This window comes from Saccharothrix coeruleofusca, assembly GCF_014648515.1.
GTDB classification, from domain to species: domain Bacteria; phylum Actinomycetota; class Actinomycetes; order Mycobacteriales; family Pseudonocardiaceae; genus Actinosynnema; species Actinosynnema coeruleofuscum.
Map to the genome: position 1 here is coordinate 94,359 of NZ_BMRG01000005.1, position 24,489 is coordinate 118,847.

Consider the following 24,489-nt stretch of genomic DNA (forward strand, 5'->3'; position numbering starts at 1 on the left):
TTACGGTTCGGTCCGCCGAACCCGATCGGGTGTGGAATCAGGGGCATGAACCGCTGGACCGCCGCCCTCGTCGGACTGCTCGGCCTGGCCGCCGCCCTCGCGGCCGGTCACCTGGTGGCGGCTCTCGTCGGCCCGTCCGCCTCGCCGTACCTGGCGGTGGGCGACGCCGCGATCGACCTCACGCCGCAGGCGGTGAAGGACTTCGCGATCAGCGCCTTCGGCACCCACGACAAGCTGGTGCTGCTGCTGGGCATGGCGGTGGTCCTGGCCGCGTCGGCGGCCGCCGCCGGGCTGCTGTCGCGCCGCAGCCCCCTGCCGGGCACGGTGGTCGCGGTGGTGCTGGGCGCGCTCGGCGTCGTTGCCGTCCTCAGCCGCCCTGACCTCGGACAACTGGGTGTCCTGGCACCGGCCGCGAGCCTGCTGGTCGGCGTGTTCGCCTTCCGCCTGCTGCACGGCCTGGCCACGCGCGGCAGCACGCCGCCCGACGACGCCCGGCGCGGGTTCCTGATCACCGCCGGCGCCGCCGCGGCGGCCGGGGTGGCGGGCCAACTCGTGGGCGGCCGGGTGGACGTGGAGGCGTCCCGCCGCGCCGTGGGCGAGCTGACCCCCGCGCGACCGGCCCCCGCCATCCCGGCGGGCGCGGACTTCGCCGCCGACGGCACCCCGACGTTCATCACCCCGAACGCCGACTTCTACCGCATCGACACCGCGCTGAGCGTGCCCCGGCTGCGCGCCGAGGACTGGTCGCTGAGGGTGCACGGCATGGTCGAGCGGGAGCTCCGGCTGAGCTACCGGGACCTGCGCGAACGGGACCTGGTCGAGCGCACCGTCACCATGACCTGCGTCTCCAACGAGGTCGGCGGCCCCTACGTCTCCACGGCGGACTTCGTCGGCGTGCCGCTGCGCGACGTGCTGCTGGAGGCGGGTGTGCGGCCCGGCGCCGACCAGCTGCTGTCCACCAGCTCCGACGGCTGGACCGCGGGCACCCCGGTGGACGTGGTGCTGGAGCCGGACCGGGGCGCGCTGATCGCGCTGGGCGTGAACGGCGAGCCGCTGCCGGTGGAGCACGGCTTCCCGGCCCGTCTGGTCGTCCCCGGCCTCTACGGCTACGTCTCGGCCACCAAGTGGGTGGTGGACCTGGAGCTGACCACGTTCGCCGCCCGGCGCGCCTACTGGCTGGAGCGCGGCTGGGCGGAGCGGGCCCCGGTCAAGACCATGTCCCGGATCGACAGCCCGCGCCACCGGTCGACCGTCGGGGCCAGGCCGGTGGTGGCCGGGGTGGCGTGGGCGCAGCCGCACGGGGTGGCCGGGGTGGAGGTCCGCGCGGACGGTGGCCCGTGGCGGGTCGCGGAGCTGTCCGCCGAGGTCAGCGGGTCGACGTGGCGGATGTGGCGGGTCGAGCTGGACCTGCCGCCGGGCGGCCACACCGTCGAGGTGCGGGCCACCGACCGCGCCGGGCGCACGCAGCCGCAGGCCCGGCTGGCGCCCGTGCCGGACGGGGCGACCGGGTGGCACTCGGTGTTCTTCACGGTGGCGTGAACCCGCCGCGTGGCGGGATTCACCCGAAGGTGAGTTCCGTCCCACTGGAGCGCCCCGGTGGAATTCCGCCGACTTTGTGCAAGCGTTCACAAGCGGTACGGTGGGCGCATCACTCCGCTGGTGGCGGCACCCGGCGGTCAAGTGCGGCGAACGTCGAGGAGTACCAGCGTGGCGGCTCAGCGGGGCGAGGGTGACGCGGTGGTGGCCACTCCCAGGAACCCCGCGGACGCGGAGGTCCGGGAGCGCGCCCGCGCCATCCCCGAGGCGGCGGTCGCCCGGCTCGCGGTCTACCTGCGCGTGCTGTCGGGCATGGTCGACCAGGGCGTGACCACCATCTCCAGCGAGGAGCTCTCCAGCGCCGCCGGGGTCAACTCGGCCAAGCTGCGCAAGGACCTGTCCTACATCGGCTCGTACGGCACCAGGGGCGTCGGCTACGACGTCGAGGTGCTCGTGAGCCACATCGAGCGCATCCTCGGGCTCACCCGCAAGCACAGCGTCGCGGTGGTCGGGATCGGTAATCTTGGTCACGCGCTGGCCAACTACGGCGGCTTCCCCAGCCGGGGTTTCCCGGTCGCCGCGCTGTTCGACATCGACCCCGACCTCACCGGAGTGCCGGTAGGCGGCATACCCGTCAACCACATCGACGACATCGCGACCGTCTGCGCCGAGCGCGAGGTCTCCATCGGCGTCATCGCCACGCCCCCGCAGGCGGCGCAGGCCGTCTGCGACCGTTTGGTATCCGCCGGAGTGCAGTGCATCCTGAACTTCGCACCCGTCGTCCTCCAGGTCCCGGACAACGTCGAGGTGCGCAAGGTCGACCTGGCGGTCGAGATGCAGATCCTGTCGTTCCACGTCGCGCGACGGGCTGACGAGGCCGCCGGGGAAGTGGTCAACGGAGTCGGCGTGGACGGGGTGGTGATTCGCCCGTGATCGTGCGGGTAGTGGAGTGGGGCGTGGTGCCGGCATGAGCCTGCTCGCCGTCGGTCTGTCCCACCGCACCACACCGGTCCCCGTGCTGGAGCGCGCCGCCGTCGCCGAGGCCGACCTCGGCAAGGTGCTCGACCAGCTGTTGTCCGCCCCGAGCGTCTCCGAGGCCGTGCTGCTGTCGACCTGCAACCGGGTCGAGGTCTACGCCGTCGTCGAGACCTTCCACGGCGGTGTCAACGAAGTCGTCGAGGTGCTCGCGCGCCAGGCGGGCGCGGAGCCCGCCGAGCTGCACGAGCACCTGTACGTGCACTACGCCGCCGCCGCGGTCGAGCACCTGTTCTCCGTCGCGGGCGGGCTGGACTCGATGGTGGTCGGCGAGGCGCAGATCCTCGGCCAGCTGCGGTCGGCCTACGCCGCCGCGGACGCCGCCGGCGTGGTCGGCCGCACCCTGCACGAGCTGGTCCAGCAGGCGCTGCGGGTCGGCAAGCGGGTGCACACCGACACCGGCATCGACCACGCGGGCGCGTCGGTGGTGTCCGAGGCGCTGGCCGACGCCGAGCGCGCCCTCGGCGGCCTGACCGGCCGCCGCGCGCTGGTCGTCGGCGCGGGCTCGATGGGCGGGCTGGCCGTGGCGCACCTGCGCCGCGCGGGCATCGGCGAGGTGGTGATCGCCAACCGCACCGCGAGCAACGGCGCCCGGCTGGCCGCCGCGCTGCGCGCCGACGGCGTGCCCGCCCGGTCGGTGGGCCTGGACGTGCTGGCCGACGAGGTCGAGCGCGCGGACGTGCTGTTCGCGTGCACCGGCTCGGTGGACACCGTGGTCGGCGCGGAGCTGATCGGCGACCGCGCCCCGGACCGCCCGCTGGTGGTCTGCGACCTGGGCCTGCCCAAGGACGTGGACCCGGCCGCCGCGCTGCTCGCGGGCGTGCGCGTGGTGGACCTGGAGACCCTGCAGCGCAGGCTGTCCGACGCCCCCACCGGGCAGGACGCCGCGCGCGCGGCGGAGATCGTGGCCGAGGAGGTGCGCGGCTACCTGGCCGGGCAGCGCTCGGCCGAGGTCACCCCGACCGTCACCGCGCTGCGCAAGCGCGCCGCCGAGGTGGTGGACACCGAGCTGCTGCGGCTGGACTCGCGGCTGCCCGAGCTGGACGCCGCGGTGCGCGACGAGCTGGCCAACACCGTGCGGCGGGTGGTGGACAAGCTGCTGCACACGCCGACCGTGCGGGTCAAGCAGCTGGCCGCCGCGCCGGGCGGCGCGGGCTACGCCGAGGCGCTGCGCGAGCTGTTCGGCCTCGACCCGCAGGCGCCCACCGCCGTGAGCGCGCCCGCCACCGGCATTCCCCCTCTGACTCAACCCGAAGGTGACAAGCGGTGAACCGCACCCTCAGGATCGGCACCCGCGGCAGCGCGCTGGCGCTGACGCAGACCGGTCACGTGGCCGACGCGCTGCGCGCGGCGGGCGCCGAAGTGGAGATCGTCACGATCGCCACGCCCGGCGACCGCTCGCACGCGCCCATCGCCGAGATCGGGATCGGGGTGTTCACCTCCGCCCTGCGCGACGCGCTGGCAGGCGGCGAGGTGGACGTCGCCGTTCACTCCTACAAGGACCTGCCCACCGCCCCGGACCCGCGGCTGTCGCTGGCCGCGGTGCCGCCGAGGGAGGACCCGCGAGACGCGCTGATCGCCCGCGACGGGCTGACCCTGGGCGAGCTGCCGCCGGGCTCGCGGGTGGGCACCGGCGCGCCGCGCCGGGTGGCGCAGCTGGCGGCGCTCGGGCTGGGCATCGAGCTGGTGCCGCTGCGCGGCAACGTGGACTCCCGCATCCGCAAGGTCCGCGACGGCGAGCTGGACGCGGTGGTGCTGGCCCGCGCGGGCATCGCCCGGCTGGGTCGCACCGAGGAGATCACCGAGACCCTGGACCCGATCCAGATGCTCCCCGCGCCCGCGCAGGGCGCCTTGGCGGTGGAGTGCCGGGTCGACGACGTCGACACCGAGCACCTGCTGCAGTCCGTTCTTGACGACTCGGCCAGTCGGGCCGCGGTAGCCGCCGAGCGCGCCATGCTGGCCGCGCTGGAAGCGGGCTGCAGCGCGCCGGTCGGCGCACTGGCCGATGTGGTGGAAGACCTCGACGACGACGGCGCGGTCGTGCTGCGCCTGTCCCTGCGCGGGGTCATGGCGACGGAGGACGGCGACCTCCTCCGGGCGTCCGCCACCGGTGACTTGACCGCAGCAGAGGAACTCGGCCGCGCGCTGGCCGCCGAGTTGCTCGACCTCTCCGGCCTCGCCCCCGCGCGGTCGGAGGGGCGTAGTTGATGGGGAGTGCCCTGATGACCCGCGTGCGCAAGACCCCCGGCCGCGTCGCCTTCGTGGGCTCCGGCCCCGGTGACACCGGGCTTCTCACGGTCCGGGCTCGCGACCTGCTCGCCAAGGCGGAGCTGGTGGTGACCGACCCGGACGTACCGGCCGAGGTGGTGGCGCTGGTACCCGAAGGGGTCGAGGTGCGCCCCGCTGTCGGCGACCCGGCCGACGTGGCGAAGGACCTGGTGGCCGAGGCCAAGAACGGGGCCGCCGTGGTCCGGCTGGTCGCGGGCGACCCGCTGACCCTGGACTCGGTGGTCAAGGAGGCCCACGCGGTCTCGCGCACCACGATCGCCTTCGACGTGGTGCCCGGCGTGCCCGCGGGCACCGCGGTGCCCGCCTACGCGGGCGTGGCGCTGGGCGCCGTGCACACCGAGGCCGACGTGCGCGGCGCGGTGGACTGGGCGGCGCTGGCCGCCGCGCCGGGCACCCTGGTGCTGCACGCCACCGGCGGCCACCTCGCCGAGGCGGCCTCGTCGCTGGTGGAGCACGGCCTGGCCCCGCAGACGCCGGTCGCGGTGACCGCCGACGGCACCGGCTTCGGCCAGCGCACCGTGGACACCACGCTGGCTTCGCTGGCGCAGGACGCGGGCGAGCTGGGCGGCCCGCTGGTGGTCACCGTCGGCAGCGCCGTCGCGGGCCGGACCAAGCTGTCCTGGTGGGAGTCGCGCGCCCTGTACGGCTGGCGCGTGCTGGTGCCGCGCACCAAGGAGCAGGCGGGCGCGATGAGCGACCGGCTGCACTCGCACGGCGCGATCCCGGTGGAGGTGCCGACCATCTCGGTCGAGCCGCCGCGCAGCCCGGCGCAGATGGAGCGCTCGGTCAAGGGCCTGGTCGACGGCCGCTACCAGTGGGTGGTGTTCACCTCCACCAACGCGGTGCGCGCGGTGTGGGAGAAGTTCCGCGAGTTCGGCCTGGACGCGCGGGCGTTCTCCGGCGTGAAGATCGCCTGCGTCGGCGAGTCGACCGCGGCGAAGGTGCGCGGCTTCGGCATCATCCCGGAGCTGGTGCCCAGCGGCGAGCAGTCCAGCGAGGGCCTGCTGGCCGACTTCCCGCCCTACGACGACATCCTCGACCCGGTGGACCGGGTGCTGCTGCCCCGCGCCGACATCGCCACCGAGACCCTGGCGGCGGGCCTGCGCGAGCGCGGCTGGGAGATCGACGACGTGACCGCCTACCGGACCGTGCGGGCGGCCCCGCCGCCCGCCGACACCCGCGAGATGATCAAGTCGGGCGGGTTCGACGCGGTGTGCTTCACCTCCTCGTCCACCGTGCGCAACCTGGTCGGCATCGCGGGCAAGCCGCACGCCCGGACCCTGGTCGCCTGCATCGGCCCGCAGACCGCGGAGACCGCGCGGGAGTTCGGCCTGCGGGTGGACGTGCAGCCCGAGGACGCCAACGTGCCCGCGCTGGTGGACGCGCTGGCGCAGCACGCGGCGAGGCTGCGCGCGGAGGGCGCGCTGCCGCCTCCCCGCAAGACCAAGCGCCTGCGGCGTTCCTGAGTCGAAAGCCCAGGTCGGGACCACCTCGCGTGGTCCCGACCACGTCAGGGAGTGCATCACCGTGTTTCCCGCCCACCGGCCCCGCCGACTGCGCACCACCCCCGCGATGCGGCGGCTGGTCAGCGAGACCGAGGTCCGGCCGCGCCAGCTCGTGCTGCCGATGTTCGTCAAGGAAGGCGCGTCGTCGCCGGTCGGGATCAAGTCCATGCCGGGCGTGGTCCAGCACACCCGCGACTCGCTGCGCGCGGCCGCCGTCGAGGCGGTGCAGGCGGGCGTGGGCGGCATCATGCTGTTCGGCGTCCCGGCCGAGCGCGACGCCGTGGGCTCCGGGGCCACCGACCCCAAGGGCGTGCTCAACGCCGCGCTGGCCGACCTGCGCGCCGAGCTGGGCGACAGCACCGTGCTGATGGCCGACACCTGCCTGGACGAGTTCACCGACCACGGCCACTGCGGGCTGCTGGCCGCCGACGGCACCGTGGACAACGACGCCACGCTGGAGGTCTACGGCGAGATGGCGGTGGCCCAGGCGCAGGCGGGCGCGCACGTGCTGGGCCCCAGCGGGATGATGGACGGCCAGATCGGGTTCATCCGCGCGGCGCTGGACGAGGCCGGGTTCACCGACACCGGCCTGCTCGCCTACAGCGCCAAGTACGCCAGCGCGCTCTACGGCCCGTTCCGGGAGGCGGTGGAGTCGCAGCTGCAGGGCGACCGCAAGACCTACCAGCAGGACCCGGCCAACGCCCGCGAGGCGCTGCGCGAGGTCCAGCAGGACCTCGCCGAGGGCGCGGACATGGTCATGGTCAAGCCCGCCCTGCCCTACCTGGACGTGCTGCGGGCGGTGGCCGAGATCTCCGACGTGCCGGTGGCCGCCTACCAGATCTCCGGCGAGTACGCGATGGTCGAGGCCGCCGCGGCCAACGGCTGGATCGAGCGCGAGCGCACCATCCTGGAGACGCTGACCTCGATCCGCCGGGCGGGCGCGGACATCGTGCTCACCTACTGGGCGGTCGAGGCCGCGGCGTGGCTGGACCGGGGATGACCCGGCCCACCCGGTCCGGCCCCGGACAGCCGGGGTTCGGACAGCCGAAGCAGCCCCAGCCCGCACCGCCCCGCTGGGTCGACCTGTCCCGGTGGCTGTGGATCACCAGCGCGCTGGTGGGCGCCGCCCGGTTCCTGGTGGAGCTGGCCGACCGGGGCAGGCTGATCGACGAGCTGCGCAGGCAGCAGCCCGGCCTCGGCCAGGACGAGCTGGACGCCGCCGCCACCGGCGGGGTGACCTTCGGCGTGCTGCTGGGCGTCACGATGGTGCTGCTCTACGCGCTGCTGGCGAACCGGATGGCGGGCGGGCGCAACTGGGCGCGGGTGGTGCTGACCGTGCTCGGCGGCGCGGGCATCCTGTTCGGGGTGTTCCGGCTGATCGTCGTCGCCTCCGGGGTCGGGGCGATGTTCGGCCTGGTCGTCAGCCCGGTGGAGGTGCTGTTCGGGATCGCCACGATGCTGCTGGACGCGGTGGCGCTGACCCTGATGTACCTGCCGTCGGTGGCCGGGCACTTCCGCGCGCGGCGATCCGTCAGCGGTCCACCACCACGGGTAGCTAACGGATTGTGATTTCCGGTCGACTGCGGCCCCGCGTCCTCCTACCGTCCGCCGCATGACCACTCCGAACGGTCCCCAGAACCAGCCGCCCGGTGGGTACCCGCAGCAGGGCGGCTATCCGCAGCAGCCCGGCGGGTACCCCCAGCAGGGCGGCTACCCCCAGCAGGGCGGCTACCCCCAGCAAGGTGGCTACCCGCAGCAGGGTGGCTACCCGCAGGGCGGCGGCTACCCGCCCCAGGCCCCGCCGCTGAGCCCCGGCGAGCTCAACCGCCCGCCCCGGCCCAAGTCCGTCGACACCGCCTTCCTGCTGTGGCTGGTGGCCGCGGGCGTCAGCATCGTGTCCAACATCTTCGGGATGCTGACCGCGCAGGCGATCTACGACAAGACCGTCGAGCAGCTCGGCGGCGACCTCGGTCCGGAGTTCCAGCGCGCGCTGGCCGACACCGGCCCCAGCTACACCAGCTACTTCGTCTCCTTCGCGCTGTCCGCGGTGTGGATCGCCGTGGTGTTCATGATGCGCAACGGCGCCAACTGGGCGCGCATCCTGCTCACCGTCCTGGGCGGCCTGGCCGTCCTGCTGGGGCTGTTCGGCCTGCTCGCCATCGGGGTGCTGTTCAGCATCGGCGTGCTGGGCGCGATCCAGGCGCTGCTGAGCCTGGTCGCCCTGGTCGCGGAGATCGGCGCGATCATCTTCATGTTCAAGTCGGACGCCAACTACTACTTCAAGGCGAGCTGACTGCGCCGGGTGCGCTGTCCACGTCCGCCCCGGTGGACAGCGCACCCGCGCGGTTCTAGCGTTTTCGATCGTGACCACGCCACAGGACCCGTACCAGGGCCAGCAGCCTCACGGGCAGCAGCAGCCCTACGTGCCCGCGCCGCCGCCGCTGAGCGAGTCGGAGGTGCGCGGCCTCGACCGCCCGCCCGCCCCCAAAGAGGTGCAGATCTCGTTCTGGATCTGGATCACCGGGGCGGTGCTGTCGGCGCTGGGCTCGCTGCTCGCGCTGACCGAGCGCGACGCGCTGGTGGACCAGCTGCGCAGGACCGGCCAGGGCAACGGGCTGTCCGAGGAGGAGTTGCAGTCGGTGGCCACCGCGAGCCTGATGTTCGCGGTCGTGCTGGGCCTGCTCTTCGCGGGCCTGTACGTGCTGTTCGCGTTCAAGGCGCGGGCGGGCCGCAACTGGGCGCGGCTGGTGCTGACCGTGCTCACCGGCCTGAACCTGCTGGTGCTGCTGCTCGGCGCGTCGTGGCTGGGCCTGCTCACCGCGCTGATCAGCGTCGTCGCCGTGGTCCTGCTCTACACGCCCAACGCCAAGAGCTACTTCGACGCGGTGAAGCGGCAGGGCTGACCGCGACGCGGGTGGTGTCCACCCGGCGGCGCGGTGCGGCAGAGTGGTCGGCGCGGCGGCAACCCCCGCCGCGCCCGCCCCACCGCCGGAGTCCCGATGTCCGAACCCGACCCGTTCGCCTCCCCGTTCCACCCGGTGCACCTGCCGGGGGAGCCCAGCGGGCCCGTCCCGGCGGGCTACGGCTACCCCGCGCCGATGCCCGCCGCCCAGCCGGGGCCGCTGGCGCGGCGACCCGTCACCACCACCGCCTCGTTCTGGTCCTGGATCGCGGGCGCGCTGCTCGCCGTGCTGGTCCTGCCGGGGCTGTACTACCTGAGGCTGGACCTGCTCGGCGCGGACCTGCACGCGGAATCGCAGCTCGACCCGACCCCGCTGACCAGGGCCGAGGCGGACCTGCTCGCGGCGTTCCTGCCGCTGATCTACGGCGCGGGCCTGGCGGTGGCGTCCGTGCCGTTCGTCGTCGCCGCGTTCAAGATCCGCTCCGGCCGCAACTGGGCGCGCGTCACGCTGGCCGTGCTCGGCGGCGTGGCGATCGTGTTCGGCCTGCTCATGCTGGGCCTGTTCGCGTCGGGGACGATCACCTACGTGCCCTGGCTGGTCGGCGTCGCGTGGTCGCTGGCCTTCCTCGCCTCGGTGCTGCTGGGCATCGTGGCCATGTTCCTGCCCGCGTCCAACGCCTACGTGAGATCGGTGTACCCGAGATGACCCAGCCACCGCCCCCGCACGACCCCTACCAGGGCCAGGTGCGGCCCGTGCAGCCCCAGCAGTTCGACCAGCGGTTCGGCGGCCAGTTCCCCGGCTTCCCCGGCCAGATGCGCGGCGTCGACCAGTACACGACCTCGGTGCCCCGGCCGGGCGCGGTCGTGGCGGCGTTCGCGCTGTGGCTGCTGGCCGCCCTGTCCTGGCCGCTGGGCACGGTCGTGCGCGCGCTCGCCGAGGGCGACGCGCTGACCGGCTTCGGCCCGGTGATGACCCTGTTCGGCACCTCCTGCCTGGCCGTGGGCGGCGTCTGGGGCGCGGTCGCCTTCCTCAAGGGCGGCTACCAGGCCCGGCTGGGGCTGTGCGGCGGCGCGCTGGTGATCGGCTTCCTGGGCGTGGGCGCGGTGGTGCTGGCCGCGCGCGACGGGGCCGAGCCGCTGTCCTGGGTGGTGATCGTGCTGCGCCTGGTGCTGCCCGCCGTCGCGGCGGTGCTGAGCTTCCTGCCCGGCACGCGCGCCTACTTCGCGGGGAACCTCGGCTGACGTGGAGCAGCCCACCCTGTACTCCGAACCCGGCGCGTCCTGGTGGCCGCTGCTGTGGGGCCCCGCCTTCGGCCTGGCGGGCTTCCTGCTGGAGGCGCTGACCGGCGCGGCCCACGCGGGGCTGTGGGCGGCGGTCGCCGCGGGCCTGTTCCTGCCCACGCTGCTGTGGGTGCAGGCCCGGCGGCGCCTCTACGAGGTCCGGCTCACCCCGGTGGCCCTGCACCAGGGCCGCGAGGAGCTGCAGCTGCGCGACATCGCCGAGGTCGAGGGCGTCGAGCCGAGGGCGGGTGCGCGCGTCCTGGGCGGCGGCTGGACGCTGCCGCGCGGCCGGGCGGAGGTGCCCATCAAGCTCGTCGACGGCATGGTCGTGGTCGGCTGGGCGCGCGACCCGGAGGCGCTCGGCACCGCCCTGGGAGAGCTGCTGCGGCGACGACCGCGAGCGTGACCGCCGTAAGCTTCACCACCGTGACGACGATCGCCCCGGAACCCGCGCTGCACCGGCCGAAGCGCGCCCTGGTCGCGGCGGGCGAGGTGGCGCTGGCGGTGCTGCTCGGGCTCGCCGCGGCGTGGTGCTGGAACCGGGGCGTGCTGCGGCTGAGCTACCCGGTGCCCGACCACCCGCCGCTGCGGGCCACCCGCTACCTGGGCAACTGGATCGGCACCTCGATCGCGCTGGGCACCGCGGCGGGCGCGCTGCTGATCGACGCGGTGCGGCAGACGGTGCTCGCGGTGCGCGCCCGCGCCAGCGCCCCCGCCGGTGTCCCGGCCGGTGCCCCCGGTCCCGAGGAACCCGCCGAAACGGACGTGTGAGACTGGACGGCGTGACAGCTACGCGATCCCAGGCGCTGTTCGAGCGCGCGGCGGCGGTGACCCCCGGTGGCGTGAACTCCCCGGTCCGGGCCTTCCACTCGGTCGGCGGCACGCCGAGGTTCATGGTGCGCGCCGCCGGGCCGCACCTGTGGGACGCCGACGGCAACCGGTACGTCGACCTGGTCTCCTCGTGGGGGCCGATGATCCTCGGCCACGCCCACCCCGACGTGGTGGAAGCGGTCCGCTCGGCCGCCGTGCACGGCCTGTCCTTCGGCACCCCCACCGAGGGCGAGATCGAGCTGGCCGAGGAGATCATCGACCGGGTCGCCCCGGTCAACCAGGTGCGGCTGGTCAACTCCGGCACCGAGGCCACCATGAGCGCCATCCGGCTGGCCAGGGGCTTCACCGAGCGCCGCAAGGTGGTCAAGTTCGCGGGCTGCTACCACGGCCACGTCGACGCGCTGCTGGCCCAGGCCGGGTCCGGGGTGGCCACCCTGGGCCTGCCCACCACCCCCGGCGTGACCGGCGCGCAGGCCGCGGACACCCTGGTGCTGCCCTACAACGACATCGACGCCGTGCGCGCCGCGTTCGCCGCCAACCCCGGCGAGATCGCCTGCGTGATCACCGAGGCCGCGGCGGGCAACATGGGCGCGGTCGCGCCCAAGCCCGGCTTCAACGCCGCGCTGCGCGACCTGTGCCACGCCGAGGGCGCGCTGCTCGTCGTCGACGAGGTGATGACCGGCTTCCGGGTCTCCCGCGCGGGCTGGTTCGGCCTGGAGAACGTCGCGGGCGACCTGTACACCTTCGGCAAGGTCATGTCCGGCGGCCTGCCCGCGGCGGCGTTCGGCGGGCGCGCCGAGGTGATGGCGAAGCTGGCCCCGTCCGGCCCGGTCTACCAGGCGGGCACGCTGTCCGGGAACCCGGTCGCGGTCGCCGCGGGCCTGGCCACGCTGCGCGCCGCCACCGACGAGGTCTACCGCACCCTGGACGCCAACGCGACCAGGCTGGGCGCGCTGCTCACCACCGCGCTCAGCGAAGCGGACGTGCCGCACCGGGTGCAGTTCGCGGGCAACCTGGTCAGCGTGTTCTTCACCGAGGACGAGGTCACCGACTACGCGGGCGCGCAAGCCGCGCAGACGTGGCGCTTCCCGCCGTTCTTCCACGCGCTGCTGGAGCGCGGCGTGTACCCGCCGCCCAGCGCGTTCGAGGCGTGGTTCGTCAACGCCGCCATGACCGAGGAGGACTTCGACCTGATCGCCGACGCCCTCCCGCACGCCGCCCGCGCCGCCAAGGAGGCGCAGCGGTGAGCCGCACCGTCGTCCACCTGCTGCGGCACGGCGAGGTGCACAACCCCACCGGCATCCTCTACGGCAGGCTCCCCGGCTTCCGGCTGTCCGACCGGGGCAGGCAGCAGGCGCTGGTCGTGGCCGAGCACCTGGCCGACCACGACGTGGTGCACGTGGTGGCCTCCCCGCTGGAGCGCGCCCAGCAGACCGCCACCCCGATCGCCGACTCGCACCGGCTGGACCTGGCCACCGACGCCCGGCTCATCGAGGCGGACAACCAGTTCGAGGGCCTGAGGGTCGCCGTCGGCGACGGCGCGCTGCGCTCGCCCCGGCACTGGCCCAAGCTGGTCAACCCGTTCCGGCCGTCGTGGGGCGAGCCGTACCTGGAGATCGCGCACCGGATGCTGGGCGCGGTGCAGCGGGCCCGCGCCGCCGCCGAGGGCCACGAGGCGGTGTGCGTGTCCCACCAGCTGCCGATCTGGACGCTGCGCCGGTTCCTGGAGGGCAAGCGGATGTGGCACGACCCGCGCCGCCGCGAGTGCTCGCTGGCGTCGCTGACCAGCCTGGTGTTCGACGGCGAGGAGCTGGTCCGGCTGGTCTACACCGAGCCGGTCGGCGCGACCAACCCGAGGGTGACCGGGGCATGAGGACCGTCGCGCTGCTGCTCGCCGGGCTGGCCCTGCTCACGGGGTGCAGCACCGGCTCGGACGCCGTGGTCACCGGCTCGAACTTCGAGTTCGTCGCACCCGCCGGGCAGTTGCGCATCCGCTACGAGGGCGACGACCGCAAGGTGGTGCGCGGGCTGTCCGGGCCGAGCCTGATGGAGGACGGCAAGACCGTCTCGCTGGAGGACTTCGCGGGCAAGGTGGTCGTGGTCAGCGTGTGGGGCTCGTGGTGCCCGCCGTGCCGCACCGAGGCGCCCGAGCTGCAGCGGGTCCAGGACGAGACCGGGCCGCTGGGCGTGCAGGTGCTGGGCGTGGACGTGAAGGACCCGGTGATCGAGGCGCCGCGCGACTTCGTGCGCGACCGGGGGCTGACCTACCCGTCGATCCACGACGACGCGGGGCGGGCGATGCTGGCCTTCCGCGGCTACCCGCCCAACGCCGTGCCGTCCACCATCGTGCTGGACAAGCAGCACCGGGTGGCGGCGGTCTTCCTGGTCTCCGTCATCGCCTCCGACCTGCTCCCCCTGGTCAAGGACCTGGCCGCCGAATCCTGACCCCTCCCCGCGAGTCGAACACCCAGGTACCGCGAGTCGAACGCCCAGGACCCCTGAGTTCAACGCTCAGGTTGGGTTGTCCAGCAAGAGGTGCGCTCGCCGCGCGGCAGGTCGCCAAGGATGGCGGGTCGCGCCGTCTCTGGTGCGTGGGCAAGTACTACCGGACGGGTGTGTGGGGGCCGGTAAGTACCGCCCGAGGTGGGCGAGAGCGGGGGCGGGGTGCGCGAATGTTGAATTCGTGGTGCCTGGAGGTTCGACTCGCGGGGGCGACACGCCCAACACGCCCATAGGTGGGTGACGCTGGGAGCGGGCGTGGTGGGCGTGTCGGGTGGTCAGCGGAGTTCGGGGACCTTGGCCTTGAAGGCGTTGACCATCACGTCGCGGCCGATCGAGTTGAACTCGCGGCCCAGGGTGCGCATGATCGAGTCCTCGGTCGGGCGGTAGAGGCCGTACTTGTAGTACCGGGCGCCCTGGTAGGCGCCGACCACGCCGCCGTCCGGGGACGGCTGCCCCAGGTAGGCCGACCACTTCGCGCCGGTCGGGTCGGCGGTGACGTTGGGCTCGCGCGGCTCGGCGCCGGTGTAGGTCTCGTACGGGTAGTCGTACTCGTCGGCCAGCCCGCCGATGGAGTGGCCCAGCTCGTGCACCGCGATCTGCCCCGCCAGCGCGTTCGCGCCCGCCGCGGTGGCCACGCCGCCGCCCGCGCCGCCGTACTTGGCGGTGTTGCCCAGGGCGATCACCTGGTCGGCCTGCGGGGCCAGCGCGGCGAACTGGTTGGCCTTGGTCTGGTTCACGCACAGCAGGCGCTCGGTCTGGGTGTCCCGGCCCTGGCACCAGAACCCCATGTCCAGGGCGGTGTCGCGGTTGACGCCCAGCGCGGGGTCGTTGTCCACGCCGGACTCGGCGGAGACCACGTTGACCTGCCAGACGTTGAAGTACTGCTTGTAGGACCGGAAGGGCTCCACGGCGGAGAGCTCCTCCCACTTGGACACCACGTGCTGGTGGTAGGAGGCCAGCTCGGCGGAGGTGTAGCCGTCGCCGACGAAGACGAGGTCGAACCGCGCGTCGGGAGCGCCGGTCTCCTGCACGGGGACCACGTCGGCGGCCACCGCTTCCGGGGACGCCTGCGCCTCCACCGTCGTGGGGACGAGGACCTGGGTGATCGTGCCGTCCGGGGAGAAGACCTCGCGCCACTCCGCGGGCGCGTCCCCGACCGCGCCGCCTGCCGGCGGGGCGACCAGGGTGAGGAGCACTGCCAGCACGGGCAGGGTGAGCCGGTGAGCGCGCATGGAGTCACGTAAGCAGCCGTCCGGGGCCCTCACAAGCGTGCTTTCGTCGGTACCGCGTGGGCTTTTCGCCGGTCAGCGGCAGGTCACCCGTCTGGCAACGGTGAATCGCGCCTTCGGGAACGCCGGGTGGCGGATTCGGTGGTGTGACCCCGGTCGCGACTAGGGGAGTCCGGTGGCGAGGTGGTCGGTGGGGGTACCTACCCTGAATTCGTGAACCCGACCGACCTGGCCATCTCGGGACCGCTGGTGCTGGCAGTCGGCGTGGCCGTGCTGGCGGGGGCGATCTCGTTCGCCTCGCCGTGCGTGGTCCCGCTGGTGCCCGGCTACCTCGCCTACCTGGCGGGCCTGGTGGGCGCGGAGGCCCCCGCCGTGGTGGAGGGCGAGGCGCGCCGGGGCGGGCGCTGGCGGGTCGCGGGGGCGGCCGGGCTGTTCGTGCTCGGTTTCACCGTCGTGTTCGCGCTGACCTCGTTCCTGGTGCTGGGCCTGAGCGACGTGTTCCTCTTCAACGCCGACGTGCTCCAGCGCGTCGGCGGGGTCATCACCATCGCGATGGGCCTGGTGTTCCTCGGGCTGGTGCCCGCGCTCCAGCGGGACCTGCGGCTGCACCGCACCCCGCGCGCCGGGCTGGTCGGCGCGCCGCTGCTGGGCGCGGTCTTCGCGCTGGGCTGGACGCCGTGCGTCGGCCCCACGCTCGCGGGCGTGCTGGCGCTGGCGCGCGGCACGGAGGTCGGCTCGGCCACCGCCCGCGGCGTGGTCCTGGTGCTGGCCTACTGCCTCGGCCTCGGCCTGCCGTTCGTGCTGATCGCGCTGGGCGCGCGGTGGGCGGTGCGGGTGACCGGCTGGCTGCGCGCCAACGTCCGCCGGGTGCAGCTGTTCGGCGGCGGGCTGTTGATCGCCGTGGGCATCGCCCTGGTCACCGGGGTCTGGGGCGACTTCGTCGCGTGGATGCAGATCGCCGTGATCAACGACCTAGAACTGCCGTTGTAGTGCGCGCCGCCCTCGCCTTCCTGCGCAACACCTGGCGCGGTCTGACCGCGATGCGCACCGCGCTGACGCTGCTGTTCCTGCTGGCGCTGGGCGCGCTGCCGGGCGCGCTGCTGCCGCAGCGGTCGCTGAACCAGCAGAAGGTCGTCGAGTACATCGAGGAGCACGGCTGGTGGGGTCGGCTGCTGAACCGGCTGCAGTTCTTCGACGTCTACGCCAGCACCTGGTTCGCCGCGATCTACGTGCTGCTGTTCGTGTCACTGGTGGGCTGCCTGCTGCCGCGCACCTGGGAGTACGCCAAGCAGATGCGGGCCAAGCCCGTGCTCACCCCGCGCAACCTGGCCCGCATGCCGCACCACGGCACCGCCGAGACCGGCGAGTCCGTCGAGGACGTGATGGCGCGGACCCGCGAGCGGCTGCGCGGGTGGCGGCTGGTGGAGCGGGAGGAGGCCGACGGGGCGCGCAGCGTCAGCGCCGAGCGCGGGTTCCTGCGCGAGACCGGCAACCTGGTGTTCCACTTCGCCCTGCTGGGCCTGCTGATCGCGTTCGCGCTGGGCAAGATGTTCGGCTACGAGGGCCAGGTCATCGTGCAGGCGGGCGGCGGCCAGTTCTGCAACTCCGGGGTGTTCAACTACGACTCGTTCCGGCCCGGCCTGCGGGTCGACGGCACGCGGCTGACCCCGTTCTGCGTCAAGGTCGACCGGTTCCACGCCACCTACCTGGACAACGGGCAGGCGGAGAGCTTCCAGGCCGACATCCAGTACCAGTCCGGCGCGGACCTGGAGTCCGGCACCTGGCGGCCGTACCCGCTGCGGGTCAACTCCCCGCTGCGCACCGCGGGCGACCGCCTCTACCTGCTGGGCCACGGCTACACGCCGCTGTTCACGGTCACCTTCCCCAACGGGGAGACGCGCACCGGGGCGACCCAGTGGCAGCCGGTCAACCAGGTCACCCTGGCCTCGGAGGGGGCCACCAAGTTCGACCCGCCGGGGGTCACCGACGCCGAGCGGCGCCGCCGCGAGCAGCTGGCCATCACCGGCCTGCTCGCGCCGACCGCGGCGTTCCACGGCGAGCTGCTGGACTCCGGCTTCCCCGAGGCGCGCGACCCGGCCGTGGCCGTCGACGTCTACCGCGGCGACCTGGGCACCGACTCCGGGCGCGGGCAGTCCATCTTCTCCATCGACCAGGAGCAGGTGCGGGACGGCAAGCTGGTGAAGGTGGCCAGGCAGAACCTGCGCCAAGGCGAGCAGCTGACCCTCGACGACGGCACCGTGATCCGGTTCGACGGGGTGCGCGACTGGGTGTCCCTGCAGGTCTCGCACGACCCCGCGCAGGTGTGGGTGCTGGTGTTCGCCGTGCTGGTCATCCTGGGGTTGCTGGTGTCGCTGAGCGTCAAGCGCCGCCGCGTCTGGGTGCGCGCGAAACCGTCGGGGGACGGGCGTACCGTCATCGAGGTCGGCGGCCTGGCCCGCACCGATCAAGCCGGGTACGGCGCCGAGTTCACCGCGCTGTCCCGAGACCTGCTCGCGCACGAGGAGAAGAGCTGATGCCGGTCAACCAGGCGCTCGCCACCTACAGCGACTGGACCTACGCCGCCGCCGTCGTGGTCTACGTCGTCGCGGCCGTGCTGTACCTGTGCGAGCAGGCGTTCAGCCGGGCCAAGGCGCCACGGCGGGAAGCGGTGGCCGCCGGTGTCGGGGCCGGCGTCGGGGCGGGTGCCGGGGGCGATGTGCGGGTCGCGGGCACCGGCGCGGACGGCACGTGGACGCCGGGCCGGGTCGTCGCCGCGCCCCGGCCGTCGCGCGCGGAGCGGCTGGGCCGCATGGGGTTGGCGCTCAACGTGCTCGGCGCGCTGCTGCACCTGGCGTCGCTGGTGCTGCGCGGGCTGTCCACCGGGCGCGCGCCGTGGGGCAACATGTACGAGTACGGCTCGCTGCTGACGCTGGCGGCCGTGGTGACGTGGCTGATCCTGGTGCGGTCGCTGCCGGTGCGCAGGCTCGGCGGGTTCGTGCTCGTGCCGGTGGTCGTGCTGATGTTCATGGGCGGCACCGTGCTCTACGCCGACGCGGGCCCGGTGACGCCGCCGCTGCAGTCGTACTGGCTGGCCATCCACGTCTCGATCATCGCGGTGGGCAGCGGCGTGCTGCTGGTGCCGGGCGTGGCCAGCGTGCTGTACCTGCTCAAGTCCTCGGGCCGGGCGCGGTTCACCAGGCTGCCCGACGCCGATGCGCTGGACCGGGTGGCCTACCGCAGCACCGTGTTCGCGTTCCCGCTGTTCACCATCGGCATCATCTGCGGCGCGATCTGGGCCGAGGCGGCGTGGGGCCGGTTCTGGGGTTGGGACCCCAAGGAGACGGTGGCGTTCGTGTCCTGGGTGGTCTACGCGGCCTACCTGCACGCGCGGGCGACCGCCGGGTGGCGGGGCAGGCCCGCCGCGTGGATCAACACCCTGGGCTTCGCGCTGACCGTGTTCAACCTGTTCTTCATCAACCTGGTCACGACGGGGTTGCACTCTTACGCGGGAGTGAGCTGATCCACGACCCAGTGTCGTGGAACCGAGGGTTCCCGGCTACCGTCCCAGCAGGGGGTCGGGGAGGTCTCGATCCGCATCCTCAGGGAGGACCCCAGCGGTGACCGGTCGCTACGAGAACCCCGATCCGTCGTGGCAGCCACAGGCCGGGGCGGAGGGGCAGCCGCAGCCCAACCCGAACCAGTCCGGCGGCTACCAGGTGGACCCCGGCTCGGGCGGCTACGCCGAGCCGAACACGGTCTACCTCGATCCGACGACCTCGGGGCCGCTGCCGGTCAGCGGCGGCGCCTCGGGTCCGTACCCGGTGAGCGGTGGCCCGTCCGGCCCGTACCCGGTCGGCGGTGGCCCGTCCGGCCCGTACCCGGTCGGCGGTGGTCCGTCCGGCCCGTACCCGGTGGGCGGCGGCCCTTCGGGGCCGTACCCGGTCGCGGGCCAGCCGCAGTACGGCGACCCGGCCGCGTCCGGGCCGCACCAGTACCAGGGCGGTTTCCCCAACAACTTCCCGCAGAGCGTCGTGCCGCAGGCCCCGCAGCCGGGCCCGCAGCCCGGTCCGCAGCAGCGCAACCGGCAGGGCAACGCCAACGAGGTCACCTCGCAGCAGCTGATCAAGCGCGCGAAGCGGCCCCCGCAGTCCGGCTGGCGCAAGACCCTGCACTCGCTCAGCGGTGGCCTGATCAACCTCGGCGAGAGCCCGGCCGACCTGCGCCGCCGCGAGCTGATCACGCGGATCAACCAGCCGCTGCGCGGCTGCTACAAGATCGCCATGCTCAGCCTCAAGGGCGGCGTGGGCAAGACGACCACGACCACCACGCTGGGCTCGACGTTCTCGTCGCTGCGCGGTGACCGGGTGATCGCGGTCGACGCCAACCCCGACCGCGGCACGCTGGCGCTGAAGGTGCCCAGGGAGACCACGGCGACCGTGCGGCACCTGCTGCGCGACGTGGCCAGGATCACCAAGTACAGCGACGTGCGCGCCTACACCTCGCAGTCGCCGAGCAGGCTGGAGATCCTCGCCTCCGAGCAGGACCCGGCGGTGTCCGAGGCGTTCAGCGACCAGGACTACCTGCGCACCGTGACGCTGCTGGAGCACTTCTACAACATCGTGCTCACCGACTGCGGCACCGGCCTGATGCACTCGGCGATGAAGGGCGTGCTGGACACCGCGGACTCGCTGGTGCTGGTGTCCTCCGGCTCGGTGGACGGCGCGCAGACCTCGGCGGCCACGCTGGACTGGCTGGAGGCGCACGGCTACCGCGACCTGGTGGCGCGGTCCGTGGCGGTGATCAACTCGGTGCGACCCGGCTCGGGCAAGGTCGACCTGGACAAGCTGGCCGCGCACTTCGCGCAGCGCTGCCGCTCGGTGGTGCGCATCCCGTTCGACGCGCACCTGGAGGAGGGAGCCGAGATCGAGCTGGACAAGCTCGGCCCGGAAACCCGCCTGGCGCTGCTGGAGCTGGCCGCCACGGTCGCGGACGACTTCCCCAACCACTGACCGGTCCCGGACGAACGCGCGGGGGCCTCCCGACGAGGCCCCCGTCCGCTACCACCCGCCGGGTTACTCGTCCTCCGGGCGCTTCTGCTTGCGCTGCTCACTGAGCTTGCGCAGGAATTCCGGGTCGTCGTCCGGTGCGACGAACCGGCCGCTCGGAGCGGTGCCGACCCGATCTGGCCCGAACGCGCGCCACAGCAGCACGGCGATGGTGAGGGCACCGATCACCGCGAGCACGTACAGCATGGCCGCCACCTCCTTTGCAACGAGATTACCCGTGTCGTGGAGGTGTACGGGCTCACTGCCGCACGGGTTCGGTCGCCTCGGTGGTCAGCTGCGAGAGCAGCGCCTGCACCTCGGACTCGCGGAAGCGGCGGTGACCACCGGGCGTGCGGATGGAACCGATGCGGCCCGCCGTGGCCCAGCGGGTCACGGTCTTCGGGTCGACGCGGAAGAGGCTGGCGACCTCGCCGGGCGTCAACAGCCGTTCGCCCTGGTGTACCTGCGTCACAGTGTGCCTCCCTGGCGATCAGACGTACCGGACGCATCGTGGCATCCCGACCATCGGGTACTCGAACACTTGGCTGATGGTAAAGAGGTAGTAAGGGACGAAGCGGACAGCGTTGGATTGCCGCGCCTGCGGCGCGGCGGGCGAGGCCGCCTCGGAAGTCGGCCCATCGGCACGCGTTTCGCGGAAAATCGAAGAGCGTGATTTCCCGCGAAAGGCATGCCGACAGGCCGACGCGGCCTCGCGTGTGGGTCGCGGGGGAGGCAGGGGCCGACGTGGGGGTTGTGGGCACGGCCTAGGCTTGGGGCGGTGGACGCTCTTGATCGTCAGATCATCGCCGCCCTGCGGGTGAACGGCCGGGCCACCTACGCCGACCTGGGGCGCAAGGTCGGGCTCTCGGCTTCCGCCGTGCACGAGCGGGTCGGCAAGCTCGAAGCCACCGGGGTCATCGTGGGCTACCACGCCGTGGTGGACCCGAGCGCGGTCGGCCTGGGGGTGACGGCGCTGGTGAGCATCCACCCCACCGACACCGCGGACGACGACGAGCTGGCCGACGCGCTGGCCGAGCTGGTCGAGGTCGAGTCGTGCTACCGGGTGGCGGGCGACGAGTCGTTCATCGTCAAGGTCAGGGTGGCGACCGTCGACGACCTGGAGCGGGCGCTGGGCAGGTTGCGGCGCATCGAGGGCGTGGCGCGCACCCGCACCACGGTGGTGCTGTCCACCCGCTTCGAGGGCAGGCCCAACACCGCGGCGGTGGACCCGGCGGACGGCGCGTAACCTGGGTGACCGTGCACTTGGGTCGTGATGTGGCGCTGTACGTCGGAGCGCGGTTGGGCATGGTCGCGGTGGTCACCGCGCTGCTCATGCTGGTGAACGTGCCCCTGCTGGTCGCGCTGGCGGTCGGCGTGGTCGTCGCGCTGCCGCTGTCGCTGTTCGTGCTGCGCGGGCTGCGCACGCGCGTGGCGCGCGGGCTGGAGGAGCGGCAGGCGGCGCGCAACGCCGAGCGGGAGAAGCTGCGCGCGCAGCTGCGCGGCGAGAGCTGACGGTCCGGGTGATCCGGGCGGTCAGGTCACGAACAGCAGCGCGGTGCCGCCCAGCTGGGCGATGAGCAGGACCGCGAACACCGCGCCGACGTGCCTGCTCTCACGCAGCCGCAGGGCCAGGGCGAGCACCCCGACCGGCGGCCAGAGGGGTTTCTTCAGGCGGAACGCGGTGCGGGCCGCGCCGAGGGCCACGCCCAGCGGCGACAGCCCCAGTTCCGCCGCGCCGAGCACGTCGGCGCGCCACTGCTCCAGGTAGCGGGCGCGATCGGCGGGCCACAGCAGCGCGGCGGCGCACCGCACGAGCATCAGGGCGAGGCGGGGCATCAGACCTCCCGTGGTCGCGGCGCCGCCCGGCGCCCGGTCTCCGCAGACTTGCGGGCGCACACCTTGGCCGCTTCCACCGCGCCGTCGGGCGTGAGCCGGTACAACCGCCGCCGGGGGCCGCGGCGCTCGCTGTCGTCGTCCCACGACGAGGTGACCCACCCGGCCCGCTCCAGCCGGTCCAGCAGCGGGTAGACGCTGCCCGACGGCCTGCCGGTGAGCTTGATGACCTCCAGGCCCCAGCGCGGCCGGTCGGCGTCGAGCAGCACCGCCAGCACGTCCGCGGTGGCGCGGCCGATCCTCCCGAGCGGTTCCACGCGCTCAAGCTACCTATGTAGATTAAGCCGGGTCAAGCGGGCCCGACCCGGTTCCCACTACCGGCCGAACACCTCCACGGCCTCGTCGGCCAGCCTGCGCACCACCTCGGCCAGCTCCAGCTCCTCCAGCCAGTGCTCGGGAATGGCCTCGACGCCGTCGCGCGCGCCGAGCAGGTTCCCGCACAGCGCGCCGGTGGAGTCGCTGTCCCCGGAGTGGTTGACCGCCAGCAGCAGCCCGTCCGCCAGGTCGCGCGCGGCCAGCGCGGTCAGCACCGCGATGGCCAGCGCCTCCTCGCCCACCCAGCCGCCGCCCAGCACGGTCTCGATCAGCTCCGGCGTCGGCCGCCGGTCGCTGCCGCCCAGGCCCACCGCCAGGTCCAGCAGCGCCAACTGCTCCTCGTGCCCGTCCCAGCCGACCAGCTCGGCCCGCGCCACCTCCACCGCGGCCACCAGGTCCGCGCCCGCCAGCACCTGCTGCACCAACACCGCCAGCACGCCCGCCGACAGGTAGCCGCTGGGGTGGCCGTGGGTGATCGCGCCCGTCGCCGCCGCCAGCGCGAACACCTCGTGCACGTCGTCGGACCACAGCGCCACGGGCGCGGCGCGCATCACCGCGCCGCAGCCCTTGGAGTCGTTGACCGGGTTCTCCAGCGTCCCCGGACCGCCCGCGTGCAGGGCGGTGAGGCAGGTGTTGCCCGGAGCGCGCTGCGCGTGCAGCTCCGGCACGTCCAGCAGCCACCCGTCCGAGGGAACTTCCGGGCCGCCCTGGGTGCGCAGCCAGCGCCCGTAGGCCGCGCGCACCTCGTCCAGCGGGTCGCTGCCCCGCCGCCGCGCCAGCACCAGCCCTTCGAGGGTGAACAGGGTCATCTGGGTGTCGTCGGTGATGGCGCCCGACCTGCCGTAGGCGGGCGCGTAGTCGGTCAGCCCCGATGGGCCGAACCGGCCGCGGATGCGGTCGATCCGGTCGAACTCGATCGCGGCGCCCAGCGCGTCGCCGACGGCGCCCGCGAGCAAACTGCCCGGAAGTGAGGTCACGGCGCAGAAGTATCGTGCCGGCGTGACCACTTCGGTAGACCGATGTTGCTCCCGCACCAGGGAATGGGTCTGCGAGGCCGTCCGCATCATCGAAGCGGACGCCAATCGCAGCGCCGACACGCACCTGCTGCACTTCCCGCTCCCGCCGGAGTGGGGCATCGACCTGTACCTCAAGGACGAGTCGACCCACCCCACCGGCTCGCTCAAGCACCGCTTGGCGCGCTCGCTGTTCCTCTACGCCATCTGCAACGGCTGGGTGGTCGGCGGCACCCCGGTGATCGAGGCGTCCTCGGGGTCCACGGCGGTCTCCGAGGCGTACTTCGCGCGCCTGCTCGGCCTGCCGTTCATCGCCGTCATGCCCCGATCCACCAGCCGCGAGAAGGTCGCGCTGATCGAGCGGCAGGGCGGCCAGTGCCACTTCGTCGACGAGCCCGGCGCGATCTACGACGAGTCCCGCAGGCTGGCCGCCGAGCTGGGCGGGCACTTCATGGACCAGTTCACCCACGCCGAGCGGGCCACCGACTGGCGCGGCAACAACAACATCGCCGAGTCGATCTTCCAGCAGATGGCGCTGGAGGCCGCGCCCGAACCGGACTGGATCGTGGTCGGCGCGGGCACCGGCGGCACCAGCGCCACCATCGGCCGCTACATCCACTACCGCAAGCTGCGCTCCCGGCTGGCCGTGGTCGACCCCGAGCACTCGGTGTTCTTCGACGCCTGGCGCGCGGGCGACCCCACCCTGGTCGGCACCGAGGGCTCGCGGATCGAGGGCATCGGCAGGCCGCGCGTGGAGCCGTCGTTCATCGGCCAGGTCATCGACCGGATGATCAAGGTGCCCGACGCGGCGTCCGTGGCCACCATCCGGCACGTCGAGCAGCTGCTCGGGCGGCGCGTCGGCGGCTCGACCGGCACCAACCTGTGGGGCGCCTTCCAGCTCATCGCCGAGATGCGGGCCTCCCGCCAGCGCGGCAGCGTGGTCACCCTGCTGTGCGACGGCGGCGAGCGCTACTCCAACACCTACTACGACGACGACTGGGTGGCCGGGCAGGGCATGGACCTGTCGCCGCACCTGGCGACGCTGACCCGGTTCCGCGCCACCGGCACCTGGTCGGGCTGACCGGGAACCCGCGGGAACGCCGACCGGGGCCG

29 protein-coding genes are annotated in these 24,489 nt (G+C 73.5%); 23 read left to right on the forward strand and 6 right to left on the reverse strand.

The genetic code is table 11. The features are described from left to right. The first annotated feature begins 45 nt into the window (after positions 1-45). From IEZ00_RS15855 to IEZ00_RS15930, 16 genes are all read left to right on the forward strand, one after another. Positions 46-1,539 (forward strand): molybdopterin-dependent oxidoreductase, encoded by a 1,494-nt coding sequence (locus tag IEZ00_RS15855; RefSeq protein WP_189224032.1) that lies wholly within the window; start codon positions 46-48, stop codon positions 1,537-1,539. A gap of 198 nt (positions 1,540-1,737) precedes the next feature. Continuing rightward, the gene (locus IEZ00_RS15860) at positions 1,738-2,469 is read left to right on the forward strand and encodes a redox-sensing transcriptional repressor Rex (RefSeq protein WP_229795838.1); all 732 of its coding nucleotides are present in this window, start codon (positions 1,738-1,740) and stop codon (positions 2,467-2,469) included. 34 nt (positions 2,470-2,503) lie between these two features. Next, on the forward strand, positions 2,504-3,841 hold the full coding sequence (locus IEZ00_RS15865; RefSeq protein WP_189224034.1) for a glutamyl-tRNA reductase: 1,338 nt from the start codon (positions 2,504-2,506) through the stop codon (positions 3,839-3,841). Then, positions 3,838-4,779, forward strand: a complete 942-nt coding sequence (gene hemC / locus IEZ00_RS15870) for a hydroxymethylbilane synthase (RefSeq protein ID WP_189224035.1) — start codon at positions 3,838-3,840, stop codon at positions 4,777-4,779. The genes IEZ00_RS15865 and hemC overlap by 4 nt, the downstream gene beginning before the upstream one ends. 14 nt (positions 4,780-4,793) lie before the next feature. Further along, positions 4,794-6,326, forward strand: a complete 1,533-nt coding sequence (locus tag IEZ00_RS15875) for a bifunctional uroporphyrinogen-III C-methyltransferase/uroporphyrinogen-III synthase (RefSeq protein ID WP_189224036.1) — start codon at positions 4,794-4,796, stop codon at positions 6,324-6,326. Between the two features lie 61 nt (positions 6,327-6,387). Beyond that, positions 6,388-7,365, forward strand: a complete 978-nt coding sequence (gene hemB / locus IEZ00_RS15880; RefSeq protein WP_189224037.1) for a porphobilinogen synthase — start codon at positions 6,388-6,390, stop codon at positions 7,363-7,365. Further along, positions 7,362-7,934 carry a hypothetical protein gene (locus IEZ00_RS15885; protein ID WP_189224038.1) on the forward strand — a complete coding sequence of 191 codons (573 nt, stop codon included), beginning with the start codon at positions 7,362-7,364 and terminating at the stop codon, positions 7,932-7,934. The genes hemB and IEZ00_RS15885 overlap by 4 nt, the downstream gene beginning before the upstream one ends. 43 nt (positions 7,935-7,977) lie before the next feature. Then, the gene (locus IEZ00_RS15890) at positions 7,978-8,658 is read left to right on the forward strand and encodes a hypothetical protein (RefSeq protein WP_189224039.1); all 681 of its coding nucleotides are present in this window, start codon (positions 7,978-7,980) and stop codon (positions 8,656-8,658) included. A 70-nt stretch (positions 8,659-8,728) separates the two neighbouring features. Continuing rightward, a complete protein-coding gene (locus tag IEZ00_RS15895; protein ID WP_189224040.1) occupies positions 8,729-9,268 on the forward strand; it encodes a hypothetical protein in 540 nt (179 codons plus the stop codon). A gap of 96 nt (positions 9,269-9,364) precedes the next feature. Further along, entirely contained in the window at positions 9,365-9,973 is a 609-nt protein-coding gene (locus IEZ00_RS15900) for a hypothetical protein (protein WP_189224041.1), read from the forward strand. Continuing rightward, a complete protein-coding gene (locus IEZ00_RS15905) occupies positions 9,970-10,509 on the forward strand; it encodes a hypothetical protein (protein ID WP_189224042.1) in 540 nt (179 codons plus the stop codon). Before IEZ00_RS15900 ends, IEZ00_RS15905 begins: the two co-directional genes overlap by 4 nt. A gap of 1 nt (position 10,510) precedes the next feature. After that, the gene (gene mce1N / locus IEZ00_RS15910; RefSeq protein ID WP_189224043.1) at positions 10,511-10,954 is read left to right on the forward strand and encodes a transport-regulating membrane protein Mce1N; all 444 of its coding nucleotides are present in this window, start codon (positions 10,511-10,513) and stop codon (positions 10,952-10,954) included. 20 nt (positions 10,955-10,974) lie between these two features. Then, complete coding sequence (locus tag IEZ00_RS15915) at positions 10,975-11,319, forward strand: hypothetical protein (RefSeq protein WP_189224044.1); 345 nt, start codon at positions 10,975-10,977, stop codon at positions 11,317-11,319. A gap of 11 nt (positions 11,320-11,330) precedes the next feature. Next, entirely contained in the window at positions 11,331-12,626 is a 1,296-nt protein-coding gene (hemL, locus tag IEZ00_RS15920; RefSeq protein WP_189224045.1) for a glutamate-1-semialdehyde 2,1-aminomutase, read from the forward strand. Next, positions 12,623-13,252 carry a histidine phosphatase family protein gene (locus IEZ00_RS15925; protein WP_189224046.1) on the forward strand — a complete coding sequence of 210 codons (630 nt, stop codon included), beginning with the start codon at positions 12,623-12,625 and terminating at the stop codon, positions 13,250-13,252. The genes hemL and IEZ00_RS15925 overlap by 4 nt, the downstream gene beginning before the upstream one ends. Next, positions 13,249-13,824 carry a TlpA disulfide reductase family protein gene (locus IEZ00_RS15930; RefSeq protein ID WP_189224047.1) on the forward strand — a complete coding sequence of 192 codons (576 nt, stop codon included), beginning with the start codon at positions 13,249-13,251 and terminating at the stop codon, positions 13,822-13,824. The genes IEZ00_RS15925 and IEZ00_RS15930 overlap by 4 nt, the downstream gene beginning before the upstream one ends. A gap of 332 nt (positions 13,825-14,156) precedes the next feature. Here IEZ00_RS15930 and IEZ00_RS15935 read toward each other — a convergent pair whose 3' ends face one another. Beyond that, a complete protein-coding gene (locus IEZ00_RS15935; protein WP_189224048.1) occupies positions 14,157-15,113 on the reverse strand; it encodes a M64 family metallopeptidase in 957 nt (318 codons plus the stop codon). A 210-nt stretch (positions 15,114-15,323) separates the two neighbouring features. On the opposite strand from IEZ00_RS15935, the gene IEZ00_RS15940 reads away from it, so the two are divergent. From IEZ00_RS15940 to IEZ00_RS15955, 4 genes are all read left to right on the forward strand, one after another. Beyond that, entirely contained in the window at positions 15,324-16,100 is a 777-nt protein-coding gene (locus IEZ00_RS15940) for a cytochrome c biogenesis CcdA family protein (RefSeq protein WP_189224049.1), read from the forward strand. A 50-nt stretch (positions 16,101-16,150) separates the two neighbouring features. Then, the gene (resB, locus tag IEZ00_RS15945; protein ID WP_189224297.1) at positions 16,151-17,644 is read left to right on the forward strand and encodes a cytochrome c biogenesis protein ResB; all 1,494 of its coding nucleotides are present in this window, start codon (positions 16,151-16,153) and stop codon (positions 17,642-17,644) included. Continuing rightward, positions 17,644-18,630: a c-type cytochrome biogenesis protein CcsB gene (gene ccsB, locus IEZ00_RS15950; RefSeq protein ID WP_189224050.1), complete on the forward strand. Its 987-nt coding sequence runs from the start codon at positions 17,644-17,646 to the stop codon at positions 18,628-18,630. Before resB ends, ccsB begins: the two co-directional genes overlap by 1 nt. Positions 18,631-18,727: 97 nt before the next feature. After that, positions 18,728-20,119: an AAA family ATPase gene (locus tag IEZ00_RS15955; RefSeq protein ID WP_189224051.1), complete on the forward strand. Its 1,392-nt coding sequence runs from the start codon at positions 18,728-18,730 to the stop codon at positions 20,117-20,119. Positions 20,120-20,182: 63 nt separating this feature from the next. Here IEZ00_RS15955 and IEZ00_RS15960 read toward each other — a convergent pair whose 3' ends face one another. Both IEZ00_RS15960 and IEZ00_RS15965 read right to left on the reverse strand, forming a co-directional pair. Beyond that, positions 20,183-20,362, reverse strand: a complete 180-nt coding sequence (locus tag IEZ00_RS15960; RefSeq protein WP_189224052.1) for a hypothetical protein — start codon at positions 20,360-20,362, stop codon at positions 20,183-20,185. A 52-nt stretch (positions 20,363-20,414) separates the two neighbouring features. Then, entirely contained in the window at positions 20,415-20,627 is a 213-nt protein-coding gene (locus tag IEZ00_RS15965; RefSeq protein ID WP_189224053.1) for a BldC family transcriptional regulator, read from the reverse strand. Between the two features lie 306 nt (positions 20,628-20,933). Here IEZ00_RS15965 and IEZ00_RS15970 point away from each other — a divergent pair, with 306 nt between their 5' ends. Then, positions 20,934-21,401: an Lrp/AsnC family transcriptional regulator gene (locus IEZ00_RS15970; protein ID WP_189224054.1), complete on the forward strand. Its 468-nt coding sequence runs from the start codon at positions 20,934-20,936 to the stop codon at positions 21,399-21,401. Positions 21,402-21,406: 5 nt separating this feature from the next. Further along, positions 21,407-21,667: a DUF4229 domain-containing protein gene (locus IEZ00_RS15975; RefSeq protein ID WP_268248732.1), complete on the forward strand. Its 261-nt coding sequence runs from the start codon at positions 21,407-21,409 to the stop codon at positions 21,665-21,667. A gap of 21 nt (positions 21,668-21,688) precedes the next feature. Here the strand turns inward: IEZ00_RS15975 and IEZ00_RS15980 are convergent, their stop codons facing one another. Genes IEZ00_RS15980 through IEZ00_RS15990 form a run of 3 tightly spaced genes read right to left on the reverse strand, consistent with a single transcriptional unit; the run spans position 21,689 to position 23,340 of the window. Beyond that, entirely contained in the window at positions 21,689-21,991 is a 303-nt protein-coding gene (locus IEZ00_RS15980) for a hypothetical protein (protein WP_189224055.1), read from the reverse strand. After that, a complete protein-coding gene (locus IEZ00_RS15985; RefSeq protein ID WP_189224056.1) occupies positions 21,991-22,305 on the reverse strand; it encodes a PadR family transcriptional regulator in 315 nt (104 codons plus the stop codon). Before IEZ00_RS15985 ends, IEZ00_RS15980 begins: the two co-directional genes overlap by 1 nt. Before the next feature lie 57 nt (positions 22,306-22,362). After that, on the reverse strand, positions 22,363-23,340 hold the full coding sequence (locus IEZ00_RS15990; protein ID WP_229795770.1) for an ADP-ribosylglycohydrolase family protein: 978 nt from the start codon (positions 23,338-23,340) through the stop codon (positions 22,363-22,365). Between the two features lie 22 nt (positions 23,341-23,362). Here IEZ00_RS15990 and cds1 point away from each other — a divergent pair, with 22 nt between their 5' ends. Continuing rightward, positions 23,363-24,457 carry an L-cysteine desulfhydrase Cds1 gene (gene cds1 / locus IEZ00_RS15995; RefSeq protein ID WP_189224058.1) on the forward strand — a complete coding sequence of 365 codons (1,095 nt, stop codon included), beginning with the start codon at positions 23,363-23,365 and terminating at the stop codon, positions 24,455-24,457. The last annotated feature ends 32 nt before the right edge of the window (positions 24,458-24,489 follow it).

Excerpts from the sequence above, each read along its gene's own strand:
- IEZ00_RS15855 (WP_189224032.1), top strand. The coding sequence starts at position 46 with ATGAACCGCTGGACCGCCGCCCTCGTCGGACTGCTCGGCCTGGCCGCC.
- IEZ00_RS15865 (WP_189224034.1), top strand. The coding sequence starts at position 2,504 with ATGAGCCTGCTCGCCGTCGGTCTGTCCCACCGCACCACACCGGTCCCC.
- IEZ00_RS15875 (WP_189224036.1), top strand. The coding sequence starts at position 4,794 with ATGACCCGCGTGCGCAAGACCCCCGGCCGCGTCGCCTTCGTGGGCTCC.
- IEZ00_RS15885 (WP_189224038.1), top strand. The coding sequence starts at position 7,362 with ATGACCCGGCCCACCCGGTCCGGCCCCGGACAGCCGGGGTTCGGACAG.
- IEZ00_RS15890 (WP_189224039.1), top strand. The coding sequence starts at position 7,978 with ATGACCACTCCGAACGGTCCCCAGAACCAGCCGCCCGGTGGGTACCCG.
- IEZ00_RS15900 (WP_189224041.1), top strand. The coding sequence starts at position 9,365 with ATGTCCGAACCCGACCCGTTCGCCTCCCCGTTCCACCCGGTGCACCTG.
- IEZ00_RS15905 (WP_189224042.1), top strand. The coding sequence starts at position 9,970 with ATGACCCAGCCACCGCCCCCGCACGACCCCTACCAGGGCCAGGTGCGG.
- IEZ00_RS15930 (WP_189224047.1), top strand. The coding sequence starts at position 13,249 with ATGAGGACCGTCGCGCTGCTGCTCGCCGGGCTGGCCCTGCTCACGGGG.
- IEZ00_RS15935 (WP_189224048.1), bottom strand. The coding sequence starts at position 15,113 with ATGCGCGCTCACCGGCTCACCCTGCCCGTGCTGGCAGTGCTCCTCACC.
- resB (WP_189224297.1), top strand. The coding sequence starts at position 16,151 with ATGCGCACCGCGCTGACGCTGCTGTTCCTGCTGGCGCTGGGCGCGCTG.
- ccsB (WP_189224050.1), top strand. The coding sequence starts at position 17,644 with ATGCCGGTCAACCAGGCGCTCGCCACCTACAGCGACTGGACCTACGCC.
- IEZ00_RS15960 (WP_189224052.1), bottom strand. The coding sequence starts at position 20,362 with ATGCTGTACGTGCTCGCGGTGATCGGTGCCCTCACCATCGCCGTGCTG.
- IEZ00_RS15980 (WP_189224055.1), bottom strand. The coding sequence starts at position 21,991 with ATGCCCCGCCTCGCCCTGATGCTCGTGCGGTGCGCCGCCGCGCTGCTG.